The following is a 16844-nucleotide window of genomic DNA, read 5'->3' as shown; positions in this document are numbered from 1 at the left end:
TTTTAAAGGACAACCGTGAGTCTAGTCATTAGGCTAGGCTCGTATAGCCCGTCATAGAACAGCGCTGATAGAGATAGAATTTATGATGAGAAAAATTGCAAATTGTCATAAAAACCGCACACAGACTCTGATAAATTTACAAAGCTTTTCATGGTTAACAAAGTCATTACACGACCACCTAACAAAGCCTAACGCTTGAGGGTACCAACAGTGCCATGAGCTGCTATTATCGTTTATGAAATAACTCGTTAAGAACAAGCACTGTTGAAAATAAGTACAGCCCATAGACAAATTTTATTTATAGCAATCTGTCTTTTTTAACAATATGTCTTTTATAGTAATTGGACTATGGTTACTTTGAATCAACCAATCTAAACAGATGAATTAAACGGTGCTTGGATACCTTTCTAATAAAAAGAAAAGTAAACCCAATAAAATAAATCTAAATAATGGAGTAAAATATGAGAGAACGTTACGCAAGTGGAATAGACGACGCAACCGCAAAGAAAATGATCGACTTATTGAATGCTAATTTAGCAAATCTCATTGATTTGAGTATGGACAGTAAGCAATGTCACTGGAATCTTCAAGGTACTGGCTTTATCGGCGTGCATCAGCTACTTGATGATACCTATAGCCGCTTGACTGAAGCTTATGATACGATCGCTGAACGTATTGTTATCCTAGGCGGTAAGGCCAATGGTATCTCTAAGCGTGTGGTTGAAGACTCTATCTTAGAGACTTACCCTACTGATATCAGCGAAGTTGATCAGCATGTACGTGAGCTGACCAATCGTTATAAAACCATTGCAGCATCATTACGTGAAGGCATCGATACTGCAGGTGATGCAGGCGATGAAGATACTGCCGATCTACTAACAGAAGTTAGCCGTACTGTTGATAAAGATGCATGGTTCATTGGCGCTAATGCACCAAAAAAATAAATATTTTATAGTTTTGATTAATCTCAATACCGATTAGTTGAATCGCTATAGATAAAGTAAAAAAGAAAAGGTCACTCCATTGGGTGACCTTTTTTTATGCGTGACAAAATTAAGATTGGCGCTAAAATAGCTAAACTATCAATTAAAATACACCTTTGATAATCTCTTGCATTTGCGGTAATAACTCACCCAATTGCGCTTCTGTCTCACTGGTATCATCAGGCAAAGATTGCTTTAAAAAGGCTGCTGTAATTTGTGGCTGTTTAGCCAAGATACTTTGACCAATTACTGTGTCATAAAAGCCAATTTGAGCATCAACTTCCGCTTGCGTATAGTAATTTTTTGCTGCGTTAATATACGCTTGCGTTAACGTCTGCTTGTCAGTGGCGTTGCCTATACCATTGGTCATTATCTTGGCATATTGACCCAATACACTTTGAATTTGCTCTTGTAGCTCACGTTGGCGTTTGTTCAGTTTGCCACTGTCTTTTTGTTGAGTGCGCGTCTGTTGCGTATTAATAGCATCGATAGCCGCTTGTTGCCCGTTAACGATAGATTCTATTTGCTCATCAATATGCATCACTTGCATCAATTTAACGATAGACGTACCTGTTGGGGAGATATCATTATTCATGAAAGCGGTATTGTTAATAGAATCGCTATTGGCACTTACTATCTGCTGTTAAGCAGGCTCATTGTGAATAACTAACTCAGCGTTGGCCTGAGTCAGACTGACTACTGTAGTAATCATCATAACCGCCACACTTAATGAACGAACCATGATAGAACAGCCGACTTTACTTTCTACAATAGATTGCAGACTTAGTTTCATATTACTTCTCATTATGAGGCAACTTTATCGTTACTTTTGGGCAAACTGAGCACCTCAGCATTAGGCACTGACAATGTCAAAATGGCTTCTTGGAATAAGGGATCGGCACGGAACTGGCTTTCAATGTCTTCAAATTTTTGCGCGATTTCTTTTTCTTTTTGATTACCAGCGATATCTACTGCCGCCACCATAAATATTTTTTTTGGCCCTACCCACTCTAGATGCAAGTAAGACACACTATCAATATCTGGATGATTGAGCAGCTCGCTCAACGCATAGGAATGCATCCTATCGGATACTTTATAGCCGACCAAAAAGTCGCGGTTACGGCTGATTAAAAAGATAGCAACCACACCCAATAATAGGCCGACGACGATAGAACCTAGCGCATCCCAAAAGGGCTGTCCGGTATAAGCATGCATACCCATCGCAGCCGCAGCGACAAGCAAGCCAATCACAGCCGCTAAATCTTCAAAAAACACACCGCGCAAAGTGGGGTTAGACGTATCGACCACATAGCCGATGGCGCTGACATTGATCGCTTCACCATGCTTTTTGCTTTGCAAGTAAGCCTGTCCTAACGAAAAGCCTTCGAGTACAAAAGCTACTGCTAATATAATAAACCCAATCGTATAGTCGGTCTCACTCTCAGCCGCGTTCCACTCGGTAATACCGGTATAAATGGAGACAATAGAGCCTGCCATAAAAACACCAAAAGCGGCAATCATCGACCAGACATACGACTCTTTACCGTAGCCAAGCGGATGGCTTTTATCAGCAGGTTTGATGGCCTTTTTTTCGGCGACAATTAATAAAGTCCCATTACCTGCATCTGCCCAAGAATGCGCAGACTCTGCGATCATAGAGGCAGAACCCGTCATAAAGGCGGCTATGGTTTTGGCAATCGCAATGATGAGGTTGGCCCCAACAGCAATCAATACCGTCGTCAATGAGGCAGAATGTTGCTCATCTTTATCGGCTGCTGGCTTAGACACATCATCGAAGCCAGAACGAGAACTACCATCAGAATGGGTCTTATTAATGAGCGTACCAGTACCGCGAGCACGATTATGATGCGGTGCTGGCTGATCAGTAGTAGGACTATGTGAATTGGTTTTTGATGGCTTTAAACTCATAATAGTCTCAGTAAAATAGCGAATGGGTAACCATTGTCTCTATCCTAGTTTTTGCTTACAGTAAATGCTGTTCTAGTAAATACTTATGAAGCAACCGCAATGGCTAGCATAAAAGATAGCGCAGTCTTAGATAAACTATCAGTAACTTTTTAGTGAATCGCTGTTTACTTTAGATGACCAACACTATCTTAGCTCTTAATTTACAACCCTTGGCTAAGCGTTCTATTTGGCTTAATCTTCACGACTACTTGACAGCTCACCAATCATATCCTCTATATCACAGCTAGGACGGTGTGAGCTTTGCATACGTAGATTTTTACGCTCTAAGCCTGCATCAAAACGACACTGCTGCATCACATTTTTGATATCAAGCGGTGGCGCTGGCGTTGGCTTGCCATTGTCATCAATGGCGACCATCGTAAAGTAGCAGCTATTGGTATGACGAACCGTGCGCGCCCGTACATCTTCTGCTTCGACACGTATGCCTACTTCCATCGACGTTCTACCCACGTAGTTGACGCTCGCAGCAAAGGTCACTAGCTCACCCACATAGATTGGCTCACGAAACATCACTTGATCAACTGATAGGGTCACCACATAGTTACCGCTATAGCGACTGGCACAGGCATAAGCGACCTGATCGAGCATTTTGAGCAAATCACCACCATGGACATTGCCGATGAAATTTGCCATATCAGGGGTCATTAGCACCGTCATATATAGCTCATGATTTAAAGGGGCTTTTTTGGCAGTTGAGGTAGTATTGTACTGGGGCATAACATTCCTTACGGTTTTCTAAAATTTATTGGTCTTAAGTGACCAAACGGGTTTTGAGCACATGACTTAAGTATTTTTTTATAAAGATAACGATTCTCACAATCTATTATAATAGGTTGCATTATAGCAGTCTATTTTGAGTGTTTTATAAATAGGATTTAGGGATGCAAATAGCTGGTTATATTGGTGAGTACTTCAGAGGAATCAATCCATTGTACTGGACAGCTCTATATTGTCAGAGGTTAAGTATCATGAAATAATACTCCTAAAATTAAAGTAAGAGTTGTTCCCATAATCATTGAAGCATCAAACGATCGTTAATAAATCTATCAGAATAAACGAGCAACCCTATAATGAAACAGCACTTTCAAACCCTTTTAAATCAAGTGGGACTTACCGCTTTAGTGACAGCAGCATTACTATCTGGAACCGTACAAGCAGCAGATAATAATGGCCAACTAAAGAGCGCCGTTGATCAACAAGCCAAATTACTAATGAATGAGCATAATATTTCAGGAATGGCTTTTGGCGTTATTATCGATGGTAAATCACATTTATATTATTATGGTTTGGCTGATAAGAAAGCCAAAATACCTGTCTCAGAAAACACTGTTTTTGAGCTAGGCTCAATCAGTAAGACGTTTGCTGCTACCTTAGCCAGTTATTCAGAATTAAATGGCACACTTAAATTAGAAGATACGGCTGATAAATATATTCCCTACCTAAAAAACAGCACCATTGGCAATACTAAGCTTATAAACCTAGCCACCTATTCCGCTGGTGGTCTACCGCTACAAGTACCTGATGAGGTTAAAAATAATAAAGAGTTGCTCCGTTATTATAAATCTTGGCAGCCAGTCTTTCCGGTCAACTCAAAGCGTTTATATTCCAATGCCAGCATAGGATTGTTTGGTTATATATCGGCATTGAGCATGGACGCTGATTACACACAATTGATGGAAGAAAAAATACTACCGTCACTCAATATGCCCAACACCTTTATCAATGTGCCTAGTGACAAAATGGCGGATTATGCATTTGGTTATAACGCTGCTGGCGATGCTATCCGAGTCAATGCTGGCATGTTAGACGCTGAAGCCTATGGCATTAAATCCACCATTAAAGATATGACGCATTTTATGGCTGCTAATATGGGTCTTGTGCCGTTGGATAAAGATATTCAGCAAGCGTTAGACAATAATAGAAAGGGTTACTATCAGGCGAGCACTTTTACACAAGGGTTAGGATGGGAGATGTACCCTTATCCTACTCAGCTAGATACCTTACTCGAAGGTAACTCAATGGATGTGGTGCTAAAGCCTCAAGCCATTAAAATAGACAACCATCCAACGCCTATTTTAAACAATGTCTGGGTCAACAAAACAGGCGCTACTAATGGGTTTGGTGGCTATATCGCTTATATTCCTGCCGAAAAATCAGGCATTATCATTCTGGCAAATAAAAATTATCCCAATGCAGATAGGGTCAAAGCAGCGTATATGATTTTAGAGAATGCAATAACTCATTGAGCATGAGCCACCAGCTAAGTACGCTGATATTGTATCAACAGCTTGACCTATTAGCACATATAGACCGGATATCAAGCTTCAAGTCCTCACTCAGGATTTAAGCCTTCATCTGTAGTGACTGTATTTCAACTACTTTGATATGACCTTCTAAGACAGAACCTAAACTTTATCCTGCTTAATATATAGCGCTCTCTACCCAAGAAAACTCTTCCATGATACGCAGCCATTGATCGTCTAATCCTGCTTTTATCAATAATGGCTCACCGGTGACTGGATGACTAAGCGCTAAAGTCTGAGCATGCAACAGCATGCGCGTACAGTCGTATTGAGTACGAAAAAATCTGTTGTGCCGTCCGTCGCCGTGGCTAGTATCACCCACTATGTGATGAAATAAATGTCTCATGTGTCGACGCAGCTGATGCTTGCGACCAGTCTCAGGTGTTAAGCGCACTAGACTGTAGCGGCTCGTATCATGCTTTTTTGATACCGCAAATGGCAGCTCAATTTGAGCCAAACTCTGCCAGTGGGTCACCGCATCTTGAGCGGGTTTGTCCAAATTGGCAAATTTATCGGCAATGGCGTCGGGCTTAAAACTCAACGCATAATCAACAGTACCCTGCTCTGGCATAAAGCCACGCACCACGGCTAAGTATTGCTTAGAAACCTTATGCGCAGTAAAAGCCTCGGTAAGGCTACGCGCCACAGCTGAGCTCTTGGCGAACAACAACACGCCTGATGTCGGCTTGTCTAACCGATGCACCGGAAATACATGGCAACCTACTGCATCACGAGTGAGTTGCATGGCAAAGCGGGTCTCGCCTTTGTCCAGCCAACTGCGATGTACGAGTAAACCCGCCTCTTTATTAATCGCCACCAAAAACTCATCTTCATAGATAATCTCTATTAGATTAGCGGTTTGATTGACGGTGCTACCTTCGATATCTATGTTTTCGATGCTCATACTTTAGTTACTATTATTTTAAATAATGTAATTATATATCTACTGTCTTTTATATATACCCTTTTTATTTTATTGCCCTTGTAGTGACATAATAAATTCGGACTGTGTTTCAGAGAAATAGGCGGTATATGCTGGTTAGCTCAACCAATGAAAACGGTACGCCAGCCAAGCGACGATCGCACTCACTGAGCCAGTTAAAATGCCGCCCCACGCAAAATCTACTAACGCGGTATCTAAGGTAAAGCCTTTATACAAAGCTAAGTTGGTAAAGTCATAAGTGCCATATGCCATCAGTCCTATCAGACCACCCAGTAAGAAGATATGGCCGACCGATGCCTGTGCTTTGATTTGCGGATACAGAACCAATATACAAAGTGCCAATATATAAAACATATAAAACACGCCAGCGGCCATCATATTGGGCTCATCAGCCAATAGATGACCGATACGCGACTCATAAAAAGCCCCTTTCATGGTCGTAAGCCAAACTGCATCAACACCCAAAAATATGACAACAGCAGCCAGATAGATAAATACGTAAGCCATAATAATATCCTTTTATCAGGGTTGCTCAGCATTAGGCGCTTTTGCACCAATACGCAACCTCATGTCAAACAGTGCGTTAAGCGGATACCTTGTCTGCCGCTGGTAAATCAGAAAAATGTAGCGTGTCGATGTTATTTGGTTTGACCGCTGTTACTTGTACCACACCGATGGTACGCTCCAAAAAGCCGCCTTCACAGTAGCAGAAATAAAACTCCCACAAGCGAATAAAGGCTTCATCATAACCGAGTGCTTTGATTTCATTGCGCTGCGCCATAAAAGCTGTGCGCCAATCGCGTAATGTATAGGCATAATCAAAGCCATAATCATGCAACTGTTTGATGACCATATCGGTCTGCTCAGTAAACTGGGTATTGAGCTCTTGGTTTGAGAGCAGACAGCCACCAGGGAAAATATGGGTCTGGATAAAGTCGACCGAATCGATATAGTCTTGATAGTTCTGATCATTAAAGGTAATCGCTTGCAGCACCATCAACCCTGTTGGCTTAAGCAAGCTATTACACTTGGCAAAAAACGTCGGCAAGAATTCATGTCCGACCGCTTCAATCATCTCAATACTGACCAGCTTGTCATACTGCCCAGTCAGCTCACGATAATCCTGCTTGAGAAGGGTGATTTTATCAGACAGTCCGGCAGCTTCGACCCGCTGCTGTGCCTCGTTATACTGCGCATCTGAAATGGTCGTTGTCGTTATATGACAGCCGTAATGCTTGGCGGCATAAATAGCAAAGCCGCCCCAGCCAGTACCGATTTCAATGACATGATCGTCAGCGCTCAGCTGTAGACGCTGACAGATAAGCGCTAGCTTATGCTGCTGGGCATCGCTCAGTGTCGTATCAGGCGACTGATATACTGCCGATGAGTACATCATGGTATCGTCCAAAAACCGCTCATACATATCATTGCCCAAATCATAATGCGCTAAGATATTGGATTTTGAGCCAGATTTATCATTACTACGCAGTCGGTGCTTGGCTTTTTCAAAAGTTTTGCTGACCGCAGCGAAGCGGTTTTCTAACTGGTTAAGCACGGCTAAGTTGCGCGCTGCCAGTCGAATCAAGCCTGTCAGATCATCCGTATCCCACTCGCCATTGATATAACTATCTGCTAGGGCAATCGAACCACCAAATAACAATTGGCGATAGACGGCACTGTCATGAATCATCAATGTGACGTTTAAGGGATGGCGACCCACTGCTGAGCTGCTCATCGCCTCAGATGCCTTGATACCAAAGCTCTGGGTCTTAGGCGCTTGCTCATCGAATGCTTCGATCAATGTGAGGCTGCCAAACTGCACATGCTCCAACGCGCGAAAGATCAACTTTCGTGCCAAATTATTAATACTGTCATTGACTGGTCGCAATACGGTGCTGTCATTGACGGTTTTATTGATACGTGCGGTAAATCTTCCTAATGTCGAAGCTGGATTTCTATTGGTCGGTCGTGCTGACATCGTCTACTTATCCTTATCTAAAGGCCTTATGTTTGGACATTAGGCTCTTGAAGTCGCGTGGCTTAATTCTGAAACTTGATTTCAATTCTGTACTGAGTTTTACATTTATACCGAATGTTAACTTTGCACTGGCTAAATGATGTCTTTTTTATTAGCCGCTTGCTGCTGTTTGCTATCGGCTAGCTTTTCATCATAATTAATATAAGGCACTTTTTTAATCGCATAAAGCTTAAACGCATGCCAATAAATACGCGTTAGCGAGGTCATATTCATCAGCGGATTTTTGCGTAAGCTATCGCGAACCGTTGCCTCGGTCATCGGCACCCCAGACACCTTGATACCAGTCTTTAGCACCTCTCCCCGCTCGTCGCTAATATCGATGGCAATACGCACTTGTAAGCAGTTATCTGGCTGTTTTTTAACTTTAACCTGCCAGCGATAGAGCTGGTCGATAGGATTAAATGGTGAGACATGAAAGTCTTTATCATGGCAGAATTCGGTGTCCGTCCCATCTAATAAAAATCCGTAATAGTGACGTTTATTCCACGGCGTATTAGAGACCTCAGCCAGTAAATGCGTTGGCTGTTGCTGCTCATCAAAACCCAGATAAAAATTCACGGGGCTAAAATATATACCAGCATTGCGGCAGACAACCAAGCCCAGCATGTCACCACTTGGCGCGCTACCAGCATGGTTCATAAAAGCCTGACGCAGTCTTTGCTCAAGTTTTTGATAGCTACTGACGTTAGCTAATTTATTGTTGGCTACTCTATTATTAGCTTCTTCACCGTTTTTAGCATTTATATCAAGCGATTTTATGGCATCATTTGGATTATTACTTTCACTTAGGCTATTTGGCTCTTGCGACCTTAATCTTTGTGATATGCCTTGTAAATAATCATCAGGATAAAACTGCTGTAATGCCTTTTTTCCTGTGGAAAATAGTGGCAGCCCTTTTAGGCACTGACGTTTGCCATAGCCTGCTGTATCGACTTCAGGGAGCGCCTGCCCTGCTGCTAACGCGCTAATATTGACACCCCAATAGCGATACGGGTACACAAACTTATGCACATTTGGCAGTAGCCGACTGTGCCACGTATTCCCATGAAATAACTGGTGCGGCAAGCTGTCAGAGGTACAAGGTAACTCATGAGTTGACATTGCGTGAGACGGATGCACTGGGGTCATCATAATGCTCTCTTTTATTTCACTCATTACTATGCTGCTTGGTACTATGTTGCTCGGCTTTACGCCGACCAAATAAGCCACGTTTTTTCTTTTGCGGCGAGTCAGTAGCGGCAGACTGTAAACGGTGAACGTAATCAACCAATTCTTGATTGGTCGTTGCCGTCACTACCTGACGCTTTGTCAGTGTGCGCGACTGTTTATCGGCTTTTACTGGCAAGTCTTTATAACGAAACGGCGTGTGTGCGCTATCACTATCCGGCAAGTGACTTGGGTCGACTTCGTCTTTTATGTCAATATCATACCCAAGCGCTTGGCAAACTCTTAGACCACTGCGTACACCATCTTCATGAAAGCCATTGAACCAATACGCACCGCAAAAATGCGTATGCAAACCACTGCCAGAGATGCGTGACCATTGTGTCTGCGCCTCAATCATCGCCTTGTCGAAGATAGGATGGCTATAGTCAATACGCTTAATAACTTGTCTGTCATCAATACCTTTATCAACGGTTGCTGGATTGAGGGTGACCAAATAATTATGCTTTTTGGTCAGCCGCTGCAAGATATTCATATGATAAGTCAGTACTGGCTTTGAGGCAGCCTTTGCACGCTCAGATTTTGTAGGCTCAGTTTTGTCATCTATCAGATAGTTCCAGCTTGCCCATGCTAGAGGCTTGTTAGGCAACACTTGGGTGTCGGTGTGCAGCACAGCCGTATTTTTGCTAAAGTGAAAATGACCCAATACGTCAGCTTCATCAGCACTGGCATCTGCTAAAAGCTTGAGCGCGGTATCTGCATGACAAGCAAAGATAACGTCATCAAACACAAGGTGTTCAACCTTATCATCAGTGCGGCTCTTATCTTGAATGGTCAACGTCACCTTGTCGCCATCATCAGCACCCATACGAGTAACAGACTGCACCGGGCAATTTACCCTTACCTGGCCGCCTGCCTTGACAAAGCGTGGCAGCAATTTATTGACATATTGTTTAGAGCCGCCTTTGATGGTGAACCATTGCGGACGATTGACTACATCGAGCAGTCCATGATTATCAAAAAACTGGGCAAAAAATACCAATGGGAAATCTTGTACGTCATCCAGACTGGCTGACCAAATAGCAGACACCATAGGCAGCAGATAGTTATCGGTAAATAGCGACCCATAGCGTTTTTGCGCTAGATAATCGCCCAATGTTTGCGCAGTAAAACCGCTGACATCTTGCCCCTGTGCACGCGCCGCATCATAATCTTGGCGCAGCTGCTTGATATGCTTATTAAACTGTAGGATATCTTTGATAAATTGCCAAAACTTAGGATTGAGGACATTCTTGCGCTGCGATAATAAGGTATTGAGCGTGTGACCGTTATACTCAAAATGACGCGCGATATTTTTTACTGAAAAGCTCATATCCGTTGCTTGAAACGGCACTTGTAACTCATGGAGTAAGCGAAAAAAGTTGGGATAGGTACGCTCATTAAAGACAATAAAACCGGTGTCTATTGCGCTGTTTTCTACTTTACTGCTCTTTGCTTTTTTGCCATCTTGTAGCGCCACATCAATGGTATTTACATGCCCGCCAATATAATCACTGGCTTCAAATATCGTCACCTCATGCTCTGCGACCAAATAATGAGCACAAGTCAGTCCTGAGACCCCCGATCCGATGATAGCGATACGCTTTTTCGCGGGCGCATTAGCTGAATCTTTAAAGGCGTTGGGCTGTTTTTTATTGGTTGACACTGTATTCGTACTGGCACGCTTACGACGGTTAAGCAGCATAAAAGCATTCCTTTCTATATTTTTGTTTTTGCTATTATTTGGACGAGCGATATTTTATAAACACAAGGGCATTTCATTCATTTAATCGTTAGAGCATATCCTCTATCCAACTGAAACTCATCTCAAAGGGCTAACAATGAAGACATGCCCTAGGCTGTTATTTTTTACTCAGCTTACTACCCACTTGTTGCCAGACCAAATCTGGCAATGTACCCAGCACTTTTAATGGCAAGGTGAGTTTTTTAGGGAATTCGATAACATCATGGCCGCTGGCAATACCATCGCGTATCGCTTGGCTTGCCTGTTTTGGTGTTTGGATAAATGGCATGGGAAAATCATTTTGTTTGGTCATCGGCGTTTCGACAAAGCCGGGAACGACTAAGCTCACCGAGATATCCTGCGGAGCAAGACTAATCTGTAAGGTTTTCATAAGATAATGGATAGCGGCTTTTGAGCTACCATAGGCTTCGGCACGAGCAAAAGGCACGTAAGCAGAGGCTGAGCCGATACCGACCAAGCGACCTTTTGAAGCAATCAGCTTTGGCAACACCCCTTCGATGGCGTGCGATAACGTGCCCATATTGACTGACATGACTTTCATAAACACACTACTGTCAAAGTTTGGCATGTCTAAATACTCACACATGCCAGCACCGCAAATGGCCACATCAATCTGGCTAACCTTATCAAAGGCGGCAATGACTTTTTCTCGATCCATAAGATCCAAATCAATCGTCTCTGCCCCTAATGCTTTCAGCTCAGCCAGTGCTTCATCATCTCGTCCAACGGCATAGACATGATGACCGTCTAGCAGATAGTCTTTGGCCAGTTGCTTGCCAATACCTGAGGTCGCGCCAGTGATAAGTATGTGTTGTTTTTCGGGAGCGTTTGTCATCGTTAATATCCTTGTTAACCATTTTTATCATATAGAAATTGTGACGGGTATAAAGCACTTATAATTCGTTTTTTGTTTTTATTGAGAGTGAGTATTAGTAACATTTACATTAACTAAGTACATCACTTATTTATCAAATCTAAATAATTATAGTATAAGGCTGCGGCGCTATTGTTGTGACTTCGCAATCAATGACGCACAAGTCATGCTAGCAATATGACATATATTTGATCAAATAAAGGCTAAAACCCTCTGCAAAAGCGTCATTTTCTGTTACTGCCTCTATGAGACAGCGTAATAGCAGCATGCTACAATGCCAAAACTGGCAAGCTTTATACTGAGCGCTAACGACTTATTATTCAGTAATAGCCATGTATTATTCGGCGATGCCTGATATGAATAATAAAATGATGCTAAAAAACGCTTAAACTACCTTATAACGTGTCCTGATAATGCTTAAAACGTTATATAATTACCAGCAGATTTTCACCAACCCACTCCCATACGAAAAGGAGCTCTCATGAGCGAATTGCAATTGTCTGACCGTGTCAACAACATCAAACCATCCCCTACCTTAGCAATCACCAATAAAGCCAAAGAGCTAAAAGCCTCAGGCAAAGATATCATTGGTCTAGGTGCTGGCGAACCTGATTTTGATACGCCAGAACATGTCAAAAAAGCAGCAATCGATGCCATCAATGACGGCTTCACCAAGTACACTGCTGTCGATGGCACCCCAGAGCTCAAAAAAGCCATCATTGAGAAATTCAAGCGTGATAACGACATCAGCTATGAGCCAAATGAAATCTTGGTATCAGTCGGTGGTAAGCAGTCCTTCTTTAACCTTGCCCAAGCTTTTATCAATTCTGGTGATGAAGTCATCATTCCAGCACCGTACTGGGTCAGCTATCCTGACATGGTTATCATCGCAGAAGGCGTGCCAGTTATTGTTAAATGCCCAGCTGAGCAGGACTTCAAAATCACTCCAGAGCAATTAGAAGCTGCCATCACTGACAAAACCAAAATGCTGGTATTGAACAGTCCTTCTAACCCAACGGGCATGATTTATACGCTAGATGAGCTAAAAGCCATCGCTGAAGTGCTTAAAAAGCACCCACAAGTCTATGTGGCCTCTGACGACATGTACGAGCACATTCGCTGGACGGGTGATAAGTTCTACAATATCTTGAATGCTGCGCCTGAGCTTAAAGACCGCGCTATTATCCTAAACGGCGTATCAAAAGCATATGCGATGACGGGCTGGCGTATCGGCTATGCTGGTGGCCCTGCTAAATTGATCGGTGCGATGAAAAAAGTACAATCACAATCAACTTCATGCCCAACCTCTATCAGTCAAGTCGCTGCCGAAGCTGCTATCAGTGGTGATCAAAGCGTACTAGAGCCTATGATCGCAGCATTTGAAAAGCGTTGTGATTTGGTCGTTGACGGTCTAAACGCCATTAAAGGCATCACATGCCTACGTCCTGATGGCGCATTTTATGTCTATCCTGACATCAAACCACTCATCAAAGCCGCTGGTCTATCGTCATGTACTGAGTTCTCAGCATGGTTGTTAGAGAAAGTTGGCGTTGCGGTCGTTCCTGGCGATGCCTTCGGTCTGGGCGGTTATATGCGTATCTCTTACGCCACTGATGAAGCGACGCTAAAAGATGCGTTATCACGTATCGAAAAAGCGGTTGCTGATTTAGACGTTGCTGAATAACGGTTATTGTTAATTCACGGTAAAAAGTAATAAGTTTTAAAAATATTTCAATAAAAAAGACGCCCGCATAAATGATATGTGGGCGTCTTTTTATTGTGGCTTTAACAGCTATCGGTAATGAAAAACGTCTTAAAAACCGTCACCATCCTATTAAAAACCATTAATGTTGTTAATTATGCAAAAAAAGCTTGACGTATTTTTTATCTTTGCTAGAATACGCCCCACTTAGCAAGAACTCGTTAGAGACTTTCTAAGCTCGTTGTAAGCGATTAAACACTTACAGCTTATTCTCCAATAGCTCAGTTGGTAGAGCAACGGACTGTTAATCCGTGTGTCCCTGGTTCGAGCCCAGGTTGGAGAGCCATATTTTAGTAGTAAATTTTTTGAGTCATCTTTGATTCGATTATGGCATTTGCCAAGACCCTCATCACTTTGATGGGGGTTTTTTTGTGGTTGTTATTTATTGCTTTATGTTTTAGATATTACTAAAAATATTTTACTACCGACTCATGAAAACGACCGTCAGTACTTATAGTCAGTCCAATATTAAAAAGATACAGCTGGACTGGGATGAATTTTTTGCAGCCTCTGTCGGCATAGGCACAGCAAGCCAGAAAAATTCATACCAGTTCCGCGTTATTAAACAACGTATCCATTTATTTAATATTAACTATAACTAACGGCCGTATTTTAAATTATTATCGGTAACTATCTCTCGGTAAATATAAGGTAAATATCTCTCGGTAAATACAAGCAGTTACGGTAAGAAAATTGAAATATGCGCTTGCTCTTTATTTTCTTGGATGACGTTATCATAAGCTGAGAGTTGATGATCCGTGAAGCTATTGGTCAGATACCACATAGTTGTAAATATCGCCGTCAATAGCACTGCCATTACGGCAACGATGATCCATAGCGGTGTCTCACTGGTCAGTGTGTGCTTAATCTGATCAGGAATCGCCCAAAATGGCGAAAACTCGTTTTTATTACCACGCAAATGCTCAATCTCATCACCCAAACGCGAGATAAGATAGCGTATCTTTTCTGGCGCCTCTAAACGATACTTTCCTTGAAAGCCAAGCAACATCGCATAATGATAGACTTCTAACGCTGGCAGACGCCTCTCCCCTTGTTCGCGCAGACCATCTAAGCGCTCAAAGAACTCATTGCCAGCGATTTGCGAGCCAAACAAATCTAACTGTAAAGGGTTTAGCTCCCAAGCATCCTTTAACGTTTGAAACTCTGGCTCTTGCGACGTCATGATTGTCTCATCAATCAGCGCACAATAAGCGTACTTGGCTTCGTGAATATCTTCTGACAAAAAGCCCTTTTTACGAGCGTTCATTTCGAACTTATCTAAAAACTCGTATATTTTTTGACGGAACTTACGCGGTTCGGTACTAAAATAATGATTACGCAATAAGAAAACCAAGTAAAAGCCGTCATACATGATATCAACCAGCGACTGGCTGCTGATGCGTCTATCAAGGCCATTCGCTGATACTTTTGATGCCACCTCGCCTGAATCTAGCAATGAAGGCGCAGAACCCGTTGAATTGTTTGCTGACATGATCGTTCCTAATACTAATTATTTGAAATACAACTGAATAAAAGGGTTTGGTTAAAGATTATCCATAAGCAAAAATTGAGTGAGGTATTTTAGATATAAACATCAATTTCTCATAAACCCTTATTCATAACATTTCTCAGAAAAACTACTGCACGATGGCCATCAGCTCTATTTTTAAGTCATCAAAGCCGTTCGGTACATAAATACAGATAGACTCAGACTTAATCATCTCATCATACAGCTCACCGACCGGTTCGATAGTGAAGTAGCTAAAGCCTGGTCTTACCGGTATCGCACTAGGTACTTGGGTGACATGCGAGACTGGTGACCCCGGTAGTGCTGATAGTACCCGCTTCTCTACCGCGTCTGGCGTTGCCACTTTAAAGCGTCTTGGCACGATATCAATGAGCTCATGCATCGGTAGCGATGAGCTAACCGACAGATACAGCTGTGAGCTGCGAGTAATCTTGTCACTGCTCAGCTCCCCTGTGTAGTAAGACGGTTTATTTTGACGCAAAGGAATAGAGATAAAGTTGCTAGCAATCACCGTATTGAGCAGTTCGCGAATGATCAAAATGATACTGATAAAAGACTCATTGGCATTGTTATGCTGATAAGAGGGCAAATCACCTACTTTATATAATGAGCTAAAGGTCGCCAATTGACTGGCAACATTCAATAGCGCCTCATAAAGCCGTTCTGGATGTAGCTTGGCATTATTGTATAAATGGCTGAGCTGAGAGTATGCGGTATTTAGCGTATGCAAAAGCCAAAAAGACGCAATGTCTGATGAGCGAAACTCTAGCAAATCATTGTTAGATTGACGATGATGGTCATAGAGAGAGGTGGACTTGGTATTAATCATCGTCATCAAGCGATAGACTTGGTTGACCAATGCAGGATTACTGGTGATATGGACGCTAGGCACAATATAATCTTCGTCCACTTGGTAGACACCTTGGGTGGTACGCAGCAACTTAGCAACTAGCAAAGAGACGGTATCTTGACTGGGCGCTTGAGCAGAATGGCTCAGCTGCAAGCTTGGTGACAGTTGAATAACATCGATCATCGCTTCGGCAGCTTGACTGTACAGATCTTGTGCCTCGACCGTATTTCTCACATAGCGTGCTGGGTTATCGCTTTGCTCTGTCTGTATATTGCTACCGCCACTATGAACAATCTCAAGGCTCAAAAACACGAATATCTCATCGTCGTTACGGTGAGTATCAAGCGTGATTGGCTTTGGCAGCGCATCGGTACGTGGCGCTTGATAGATAGTACCGTCTGGTAGCACACCGTAGATGCTTTGGAAGCTTAATAAATTGCTCTCTAGTAATTGTTTATCAATTTGCACGTCTGCTATGCCATAAGCATAAGGGTGTATCAGTGTCATACTTAGTGCACGTTGCGAGTTATGATAGCTGTCTTGAATCTGAAAATGCTGGGGTCTTAAAAACAGTCCCTCTCCCCATAATACTCTATGTTTACTCAA

Annotated in this window: 15 protein-coding genes and 1 tRNA gene; 4 read left to right on the top strand and 12 right to left on the bottom strand. The window is 42.6% G+C overall.

Going from position 1 to position 16844, the window contains the following annotated elements:
• Window positions 1-461: 461 nt before the first annotated feature.
• Window positions 462-944, top strand: coding sequence for a DNA starvation/stationary phase protection protein Dps (gene dps, locus HQR03_RS10525; protein WP_173240140.1), 483 nt, complete (start codon window positions 462-464; stop codon window positions 942-944).
• Between the two features lie 142 nt (window positions 945-1086).
• Here the strand turns inward: dps and HQR03_RS10520 are convergent, their stop codons facing one another.
• The 4 genes from HQR03_RS10520 to HQR03_RS10505 form a co-directional block, all read right to left on the bottom strand.
• Entirely contained in the window at window positions 1087-1578 is a 492-nt protein-coding gene (locus HQR03_RS10520) for a DUF2059 domain-containing protein (RefSeq protein ID WP_173240139.1), read from the bottom strand.
• Between the two features lie 48 nt (window positions 1579-1626).
• Window positions 1627-1776: a hypothetical protein gene (locus HQR03_RS10515; protein ID WP_173240138.1), complete on the bottom strand. Its 150-nt coding sequence runs from the start codon at window positions 1774-1776 to the stop codon at window positions 1627-1629.
• Between the two features lie 11 nt (window positions 1777-1787).
• Entirely contained in the window at window positions 1788-2912 is a 1125-nt protein-coding gene (locus HQR03_RS10510) for a cation diffusion facilitator family transporter (protein ID WP_025652094.1), read from the bottom strand.
• A 231-nt stretch (window positions 2913-3143) separates the two neighbouring features.
• Complete coding sequence (locus HQR03_RS10505; RefSeq protein WP_025652093.1) at window positions 3144-3689, bottom strand: acyl-CoA thioesterase; 546 nt, start codon at window positions 3687-3689, stop codon at window positions 3144-3146.
• Window positions 3690-4042: 353 nt separating this feature from the next.
• Here HQR03_RS10505 and ampC point away from each other — a divergent pair, with 353 nt between their 5' ends.
• Window positions 4043-5218, top strand: coding sequence for a class C beta-lactamase (gene ampC / locus HQR03_RS10500; RefSeq protein WP_173240137.1), 1176 nt, complete (start codon window positions 4043-4045; stop codon window positions 5216-5218).
• 175 nt (window positions 5219-5393) lie between these two features.
• On the opposite strand, the gene truC is transcribed toward ampC, so the two are convergent.
• From truC to HQR03_RS10470, 6 genes are all read right to left on the bottom strand, one after another.
• On the bottom strand, window positions 5394-6179 hold the full coding sequence (gene truC, locus HQR03_RS10495) for a tRNA pseudouridine(65) synthase TruC (protein WP_173240136.1): 786 nt from the start codon (window positions 6177-6179) through the stop codon (window positions 5394-5396).
• Between the two features lie 135 nt (window positions 6180-6314).
• Window positions 6315-6725, bottom strand: a complete 411-nt coding sequence (locus HQR03_RS10490; RefSeq protein ID WP_025652090.1) for a DUF2177 family protein — start codon at window positions 6723-6725, stop codon at window positions 6315-6317.
• A gap of 76 nt (window positions 6726-6801) precedes the next feature.
• Complete coding sequence (locus HQR03_RS10485; protein WP_173240135.1) at window positions 6802-8196, bottom strand: SAM-dependent methyltransferase; 1395 nt, start codon at window positions 8194-8196, stop codon at window positions 6802-6804.
• A gap of 132 nt (window positions 8197-8328) precedes the next feature.
• Window positions 8329-9411, bottom strand: coding sequence for a DUF1365 domain-containing protein (locus HQR03_RS10480; RefSeq protein ID WP_173240134.1), 1083 nt, complete (start codon window positions 9409-9411; stop codon window positions 8329-8331).
• Window positions 9404-11164: an NAD(P)/FAD-dependent oxidoreductase gene (locus tag HQR03_RS10475; protein WP_173240133.1), complete on the bottom strand. Its 1761-nt coding sequence runs from the start codon at window positions 11162-11164 to the stop codon at window positions 9404-9406. The genes HQR03_RS10480 and HQR03_RS10475 overlap by 8 nt, the downstream gene beginning before the upstream one ends.
• Window positions 11165-11321: 157 nt before the next feature.
• A complete protein-coding gene (locus HQR03_RS10470) occupies window positions 11322-12059 on the bottom strand; it encodes an SDR family NAD(P)-dependent oxidoreductase (protein ID WP_025652086.1) in 738 nt (245 codons plus the stop codon).
• A gap of 520 nt (window positions 12060-12579) precedes the next feature.
• Here HQR03_RS10470 and HQR03_RS10465 point away from each other — a divergent pair.
• Together HQR03_RS10465 and HQR03_RS10460 are read left to right on the top strand one after the other, a co-directional pair.
• Window positions 12580-13782, top strand: coding sequence for a pyridoxal phosphate-dependent aminotransferase (locus HQR03_RS10465; protein WP_173240132.1), 1203 nt, complete (start codon window positions 12580-12582; stop codon window positions 13780-13782).
• A 288-nt stretch (window positions 13783-14070) separates the two neighbouring features.
• Window positions 14071-14146, top strand: a tRNA-Asn gene (locus tag HQR03_RS10460).
• 393 nt (window positions 14147-14539) lie between these two features.
• On the opposite strand, the gene icmH is transcribed toward HQR03_RS10460, so the two are convergent.
• Both icmH and tssK read right to left on the bottom strand, forming a co-directional pair.
• Complete coding sequence (gene icmH, locus HQR03_RS10455; RefSeq protein WP_025652084.1) at window positions 14540-15352, bottom strand: type IVB secretion system protein IcmH/DotU; 813 nt, start codon at window positions 15350-15352, stop codon at window positions 14540-14542.
• Between the two features lie 145 nt (window positions 15353-15497).
• Window positions 15498-16844 (bottom strand): type VI secretion system baseplate subunit TssK, encoded by a 1347-nt coding sequence (gene tssK / locus HQR03_RS10450; protein ID WP_173240131.1) that lies wholly within the window; start codon window positions 16842-16844, stop codon window positions 15498-15500.

The organism is Psychrobacter okhotskensis (assembly GCF_013248965.1).
Taxonomy (GTDB): Bacteria; Pseudomonadota; Gammaproteobacteria; order Pseudomonadales; family Moraxellaceae; genus Psychrobacter; species Psychrobacter okhotskensis.
This window is presented reverse-complemented; position numbering and strand designations above follow the sequence as displayed.

Bases quoted from the DNA above. Each gene is read 5' to 3' on its own strand.
- dps (WP_173240140.1), top strand. From the start codon at position 462: ATGAGAGAACGTTACGCAAGTGGAATAGACGACGCAACCGCAAAGAAA.
- HQR03_RS10520 (WP_173240139.1), bottom strand. From the start codon at position 1,578: ATGAATAATGATATCTCCCCAACAGGTACGTCTATCGTTAAATTGATG.
- HQR03_RS10515 (WP_173240138.1), bottom strand. From the start codon at position 1,776: ATGAAACTAAGTCTGCAATCTATTGTAGAAAGTAAAGTCGGCTGTTCT.
- HQR03_RS10510 (WP_025652094.1), bottom strand. From the start codon at position 2,912: ATGAGTTTAAAGCCATCAAAAACCAATTCACATAGTCCTACTACTGAT.
- HQR03_RS10505 (WP_025652093.1), bottom strand. From the start codon at position 3,689: ATGCCCCAGTACAATACTACCTCAACTGCCAAAAAAGCCCCTTTAAAT.
- ampC (WP_173240137.1), top strand. From the start codon at position 4,043: ATGAAACAGCACTTTCAAACCCTTTTAAATCAAGTGGGACTTACCGCT.
- truC (WP_173240136.1), bottom strand. From the start codon at position 6,179: ATGAGCATCGAAAACATAGATATCGAAGGTAGCACCGTCAATCAAACC.
- HQR03_RS10490 (WP_025652090.1), bottom strand. From the start codon at position 6,725: ATGGCTTACGTATTTATCTATCTGGCTGCTGTTGTCATATTTTTGGGT.
- HQR03_RS10485 (WP_173240135.1), bottom strand. From the start codon at position 8,196: ATGTCAGCACGACCGACCAATAGAAATCCAGCTTCGACATTAGGAAGA.
- HQR03_RS10480 (WP_173240134.1), bottom strand. From the start codon at position 9,411: ATGAGTGAAATAAAAGAGAGCATTATGATGACCCCAGTGCATCCGTCT.
- HQR03_RS10475 (WP_173240133.1), bottom strand. From the start codon at position 11,164: ATGCTGCTTAACCGTCGTAAGCGTGCCAGTACGAATACAGTGTCAACC.
- HQR03_RS10470 (WP_025652086.1), bottom strand. From the start codon at position 12,059: ATGACAAACGCTCCCGAAAAACAACACATACTTATCACTGGCGCGACC.
- HQR03_RS10465 (WP_173240132.1), top strand. From the start codon at position 12,580: ATGAGCGAATTGCAATTGTCTGACCGTGTCAACAACATCAAACCATCC.
- icmH (WP_025652084.1), bottom strand. From the start codon at position 15,352: ATGTCAGCAAACAATTCAACGGGTTCTGCGCCTTCATTGCTAGATTCA.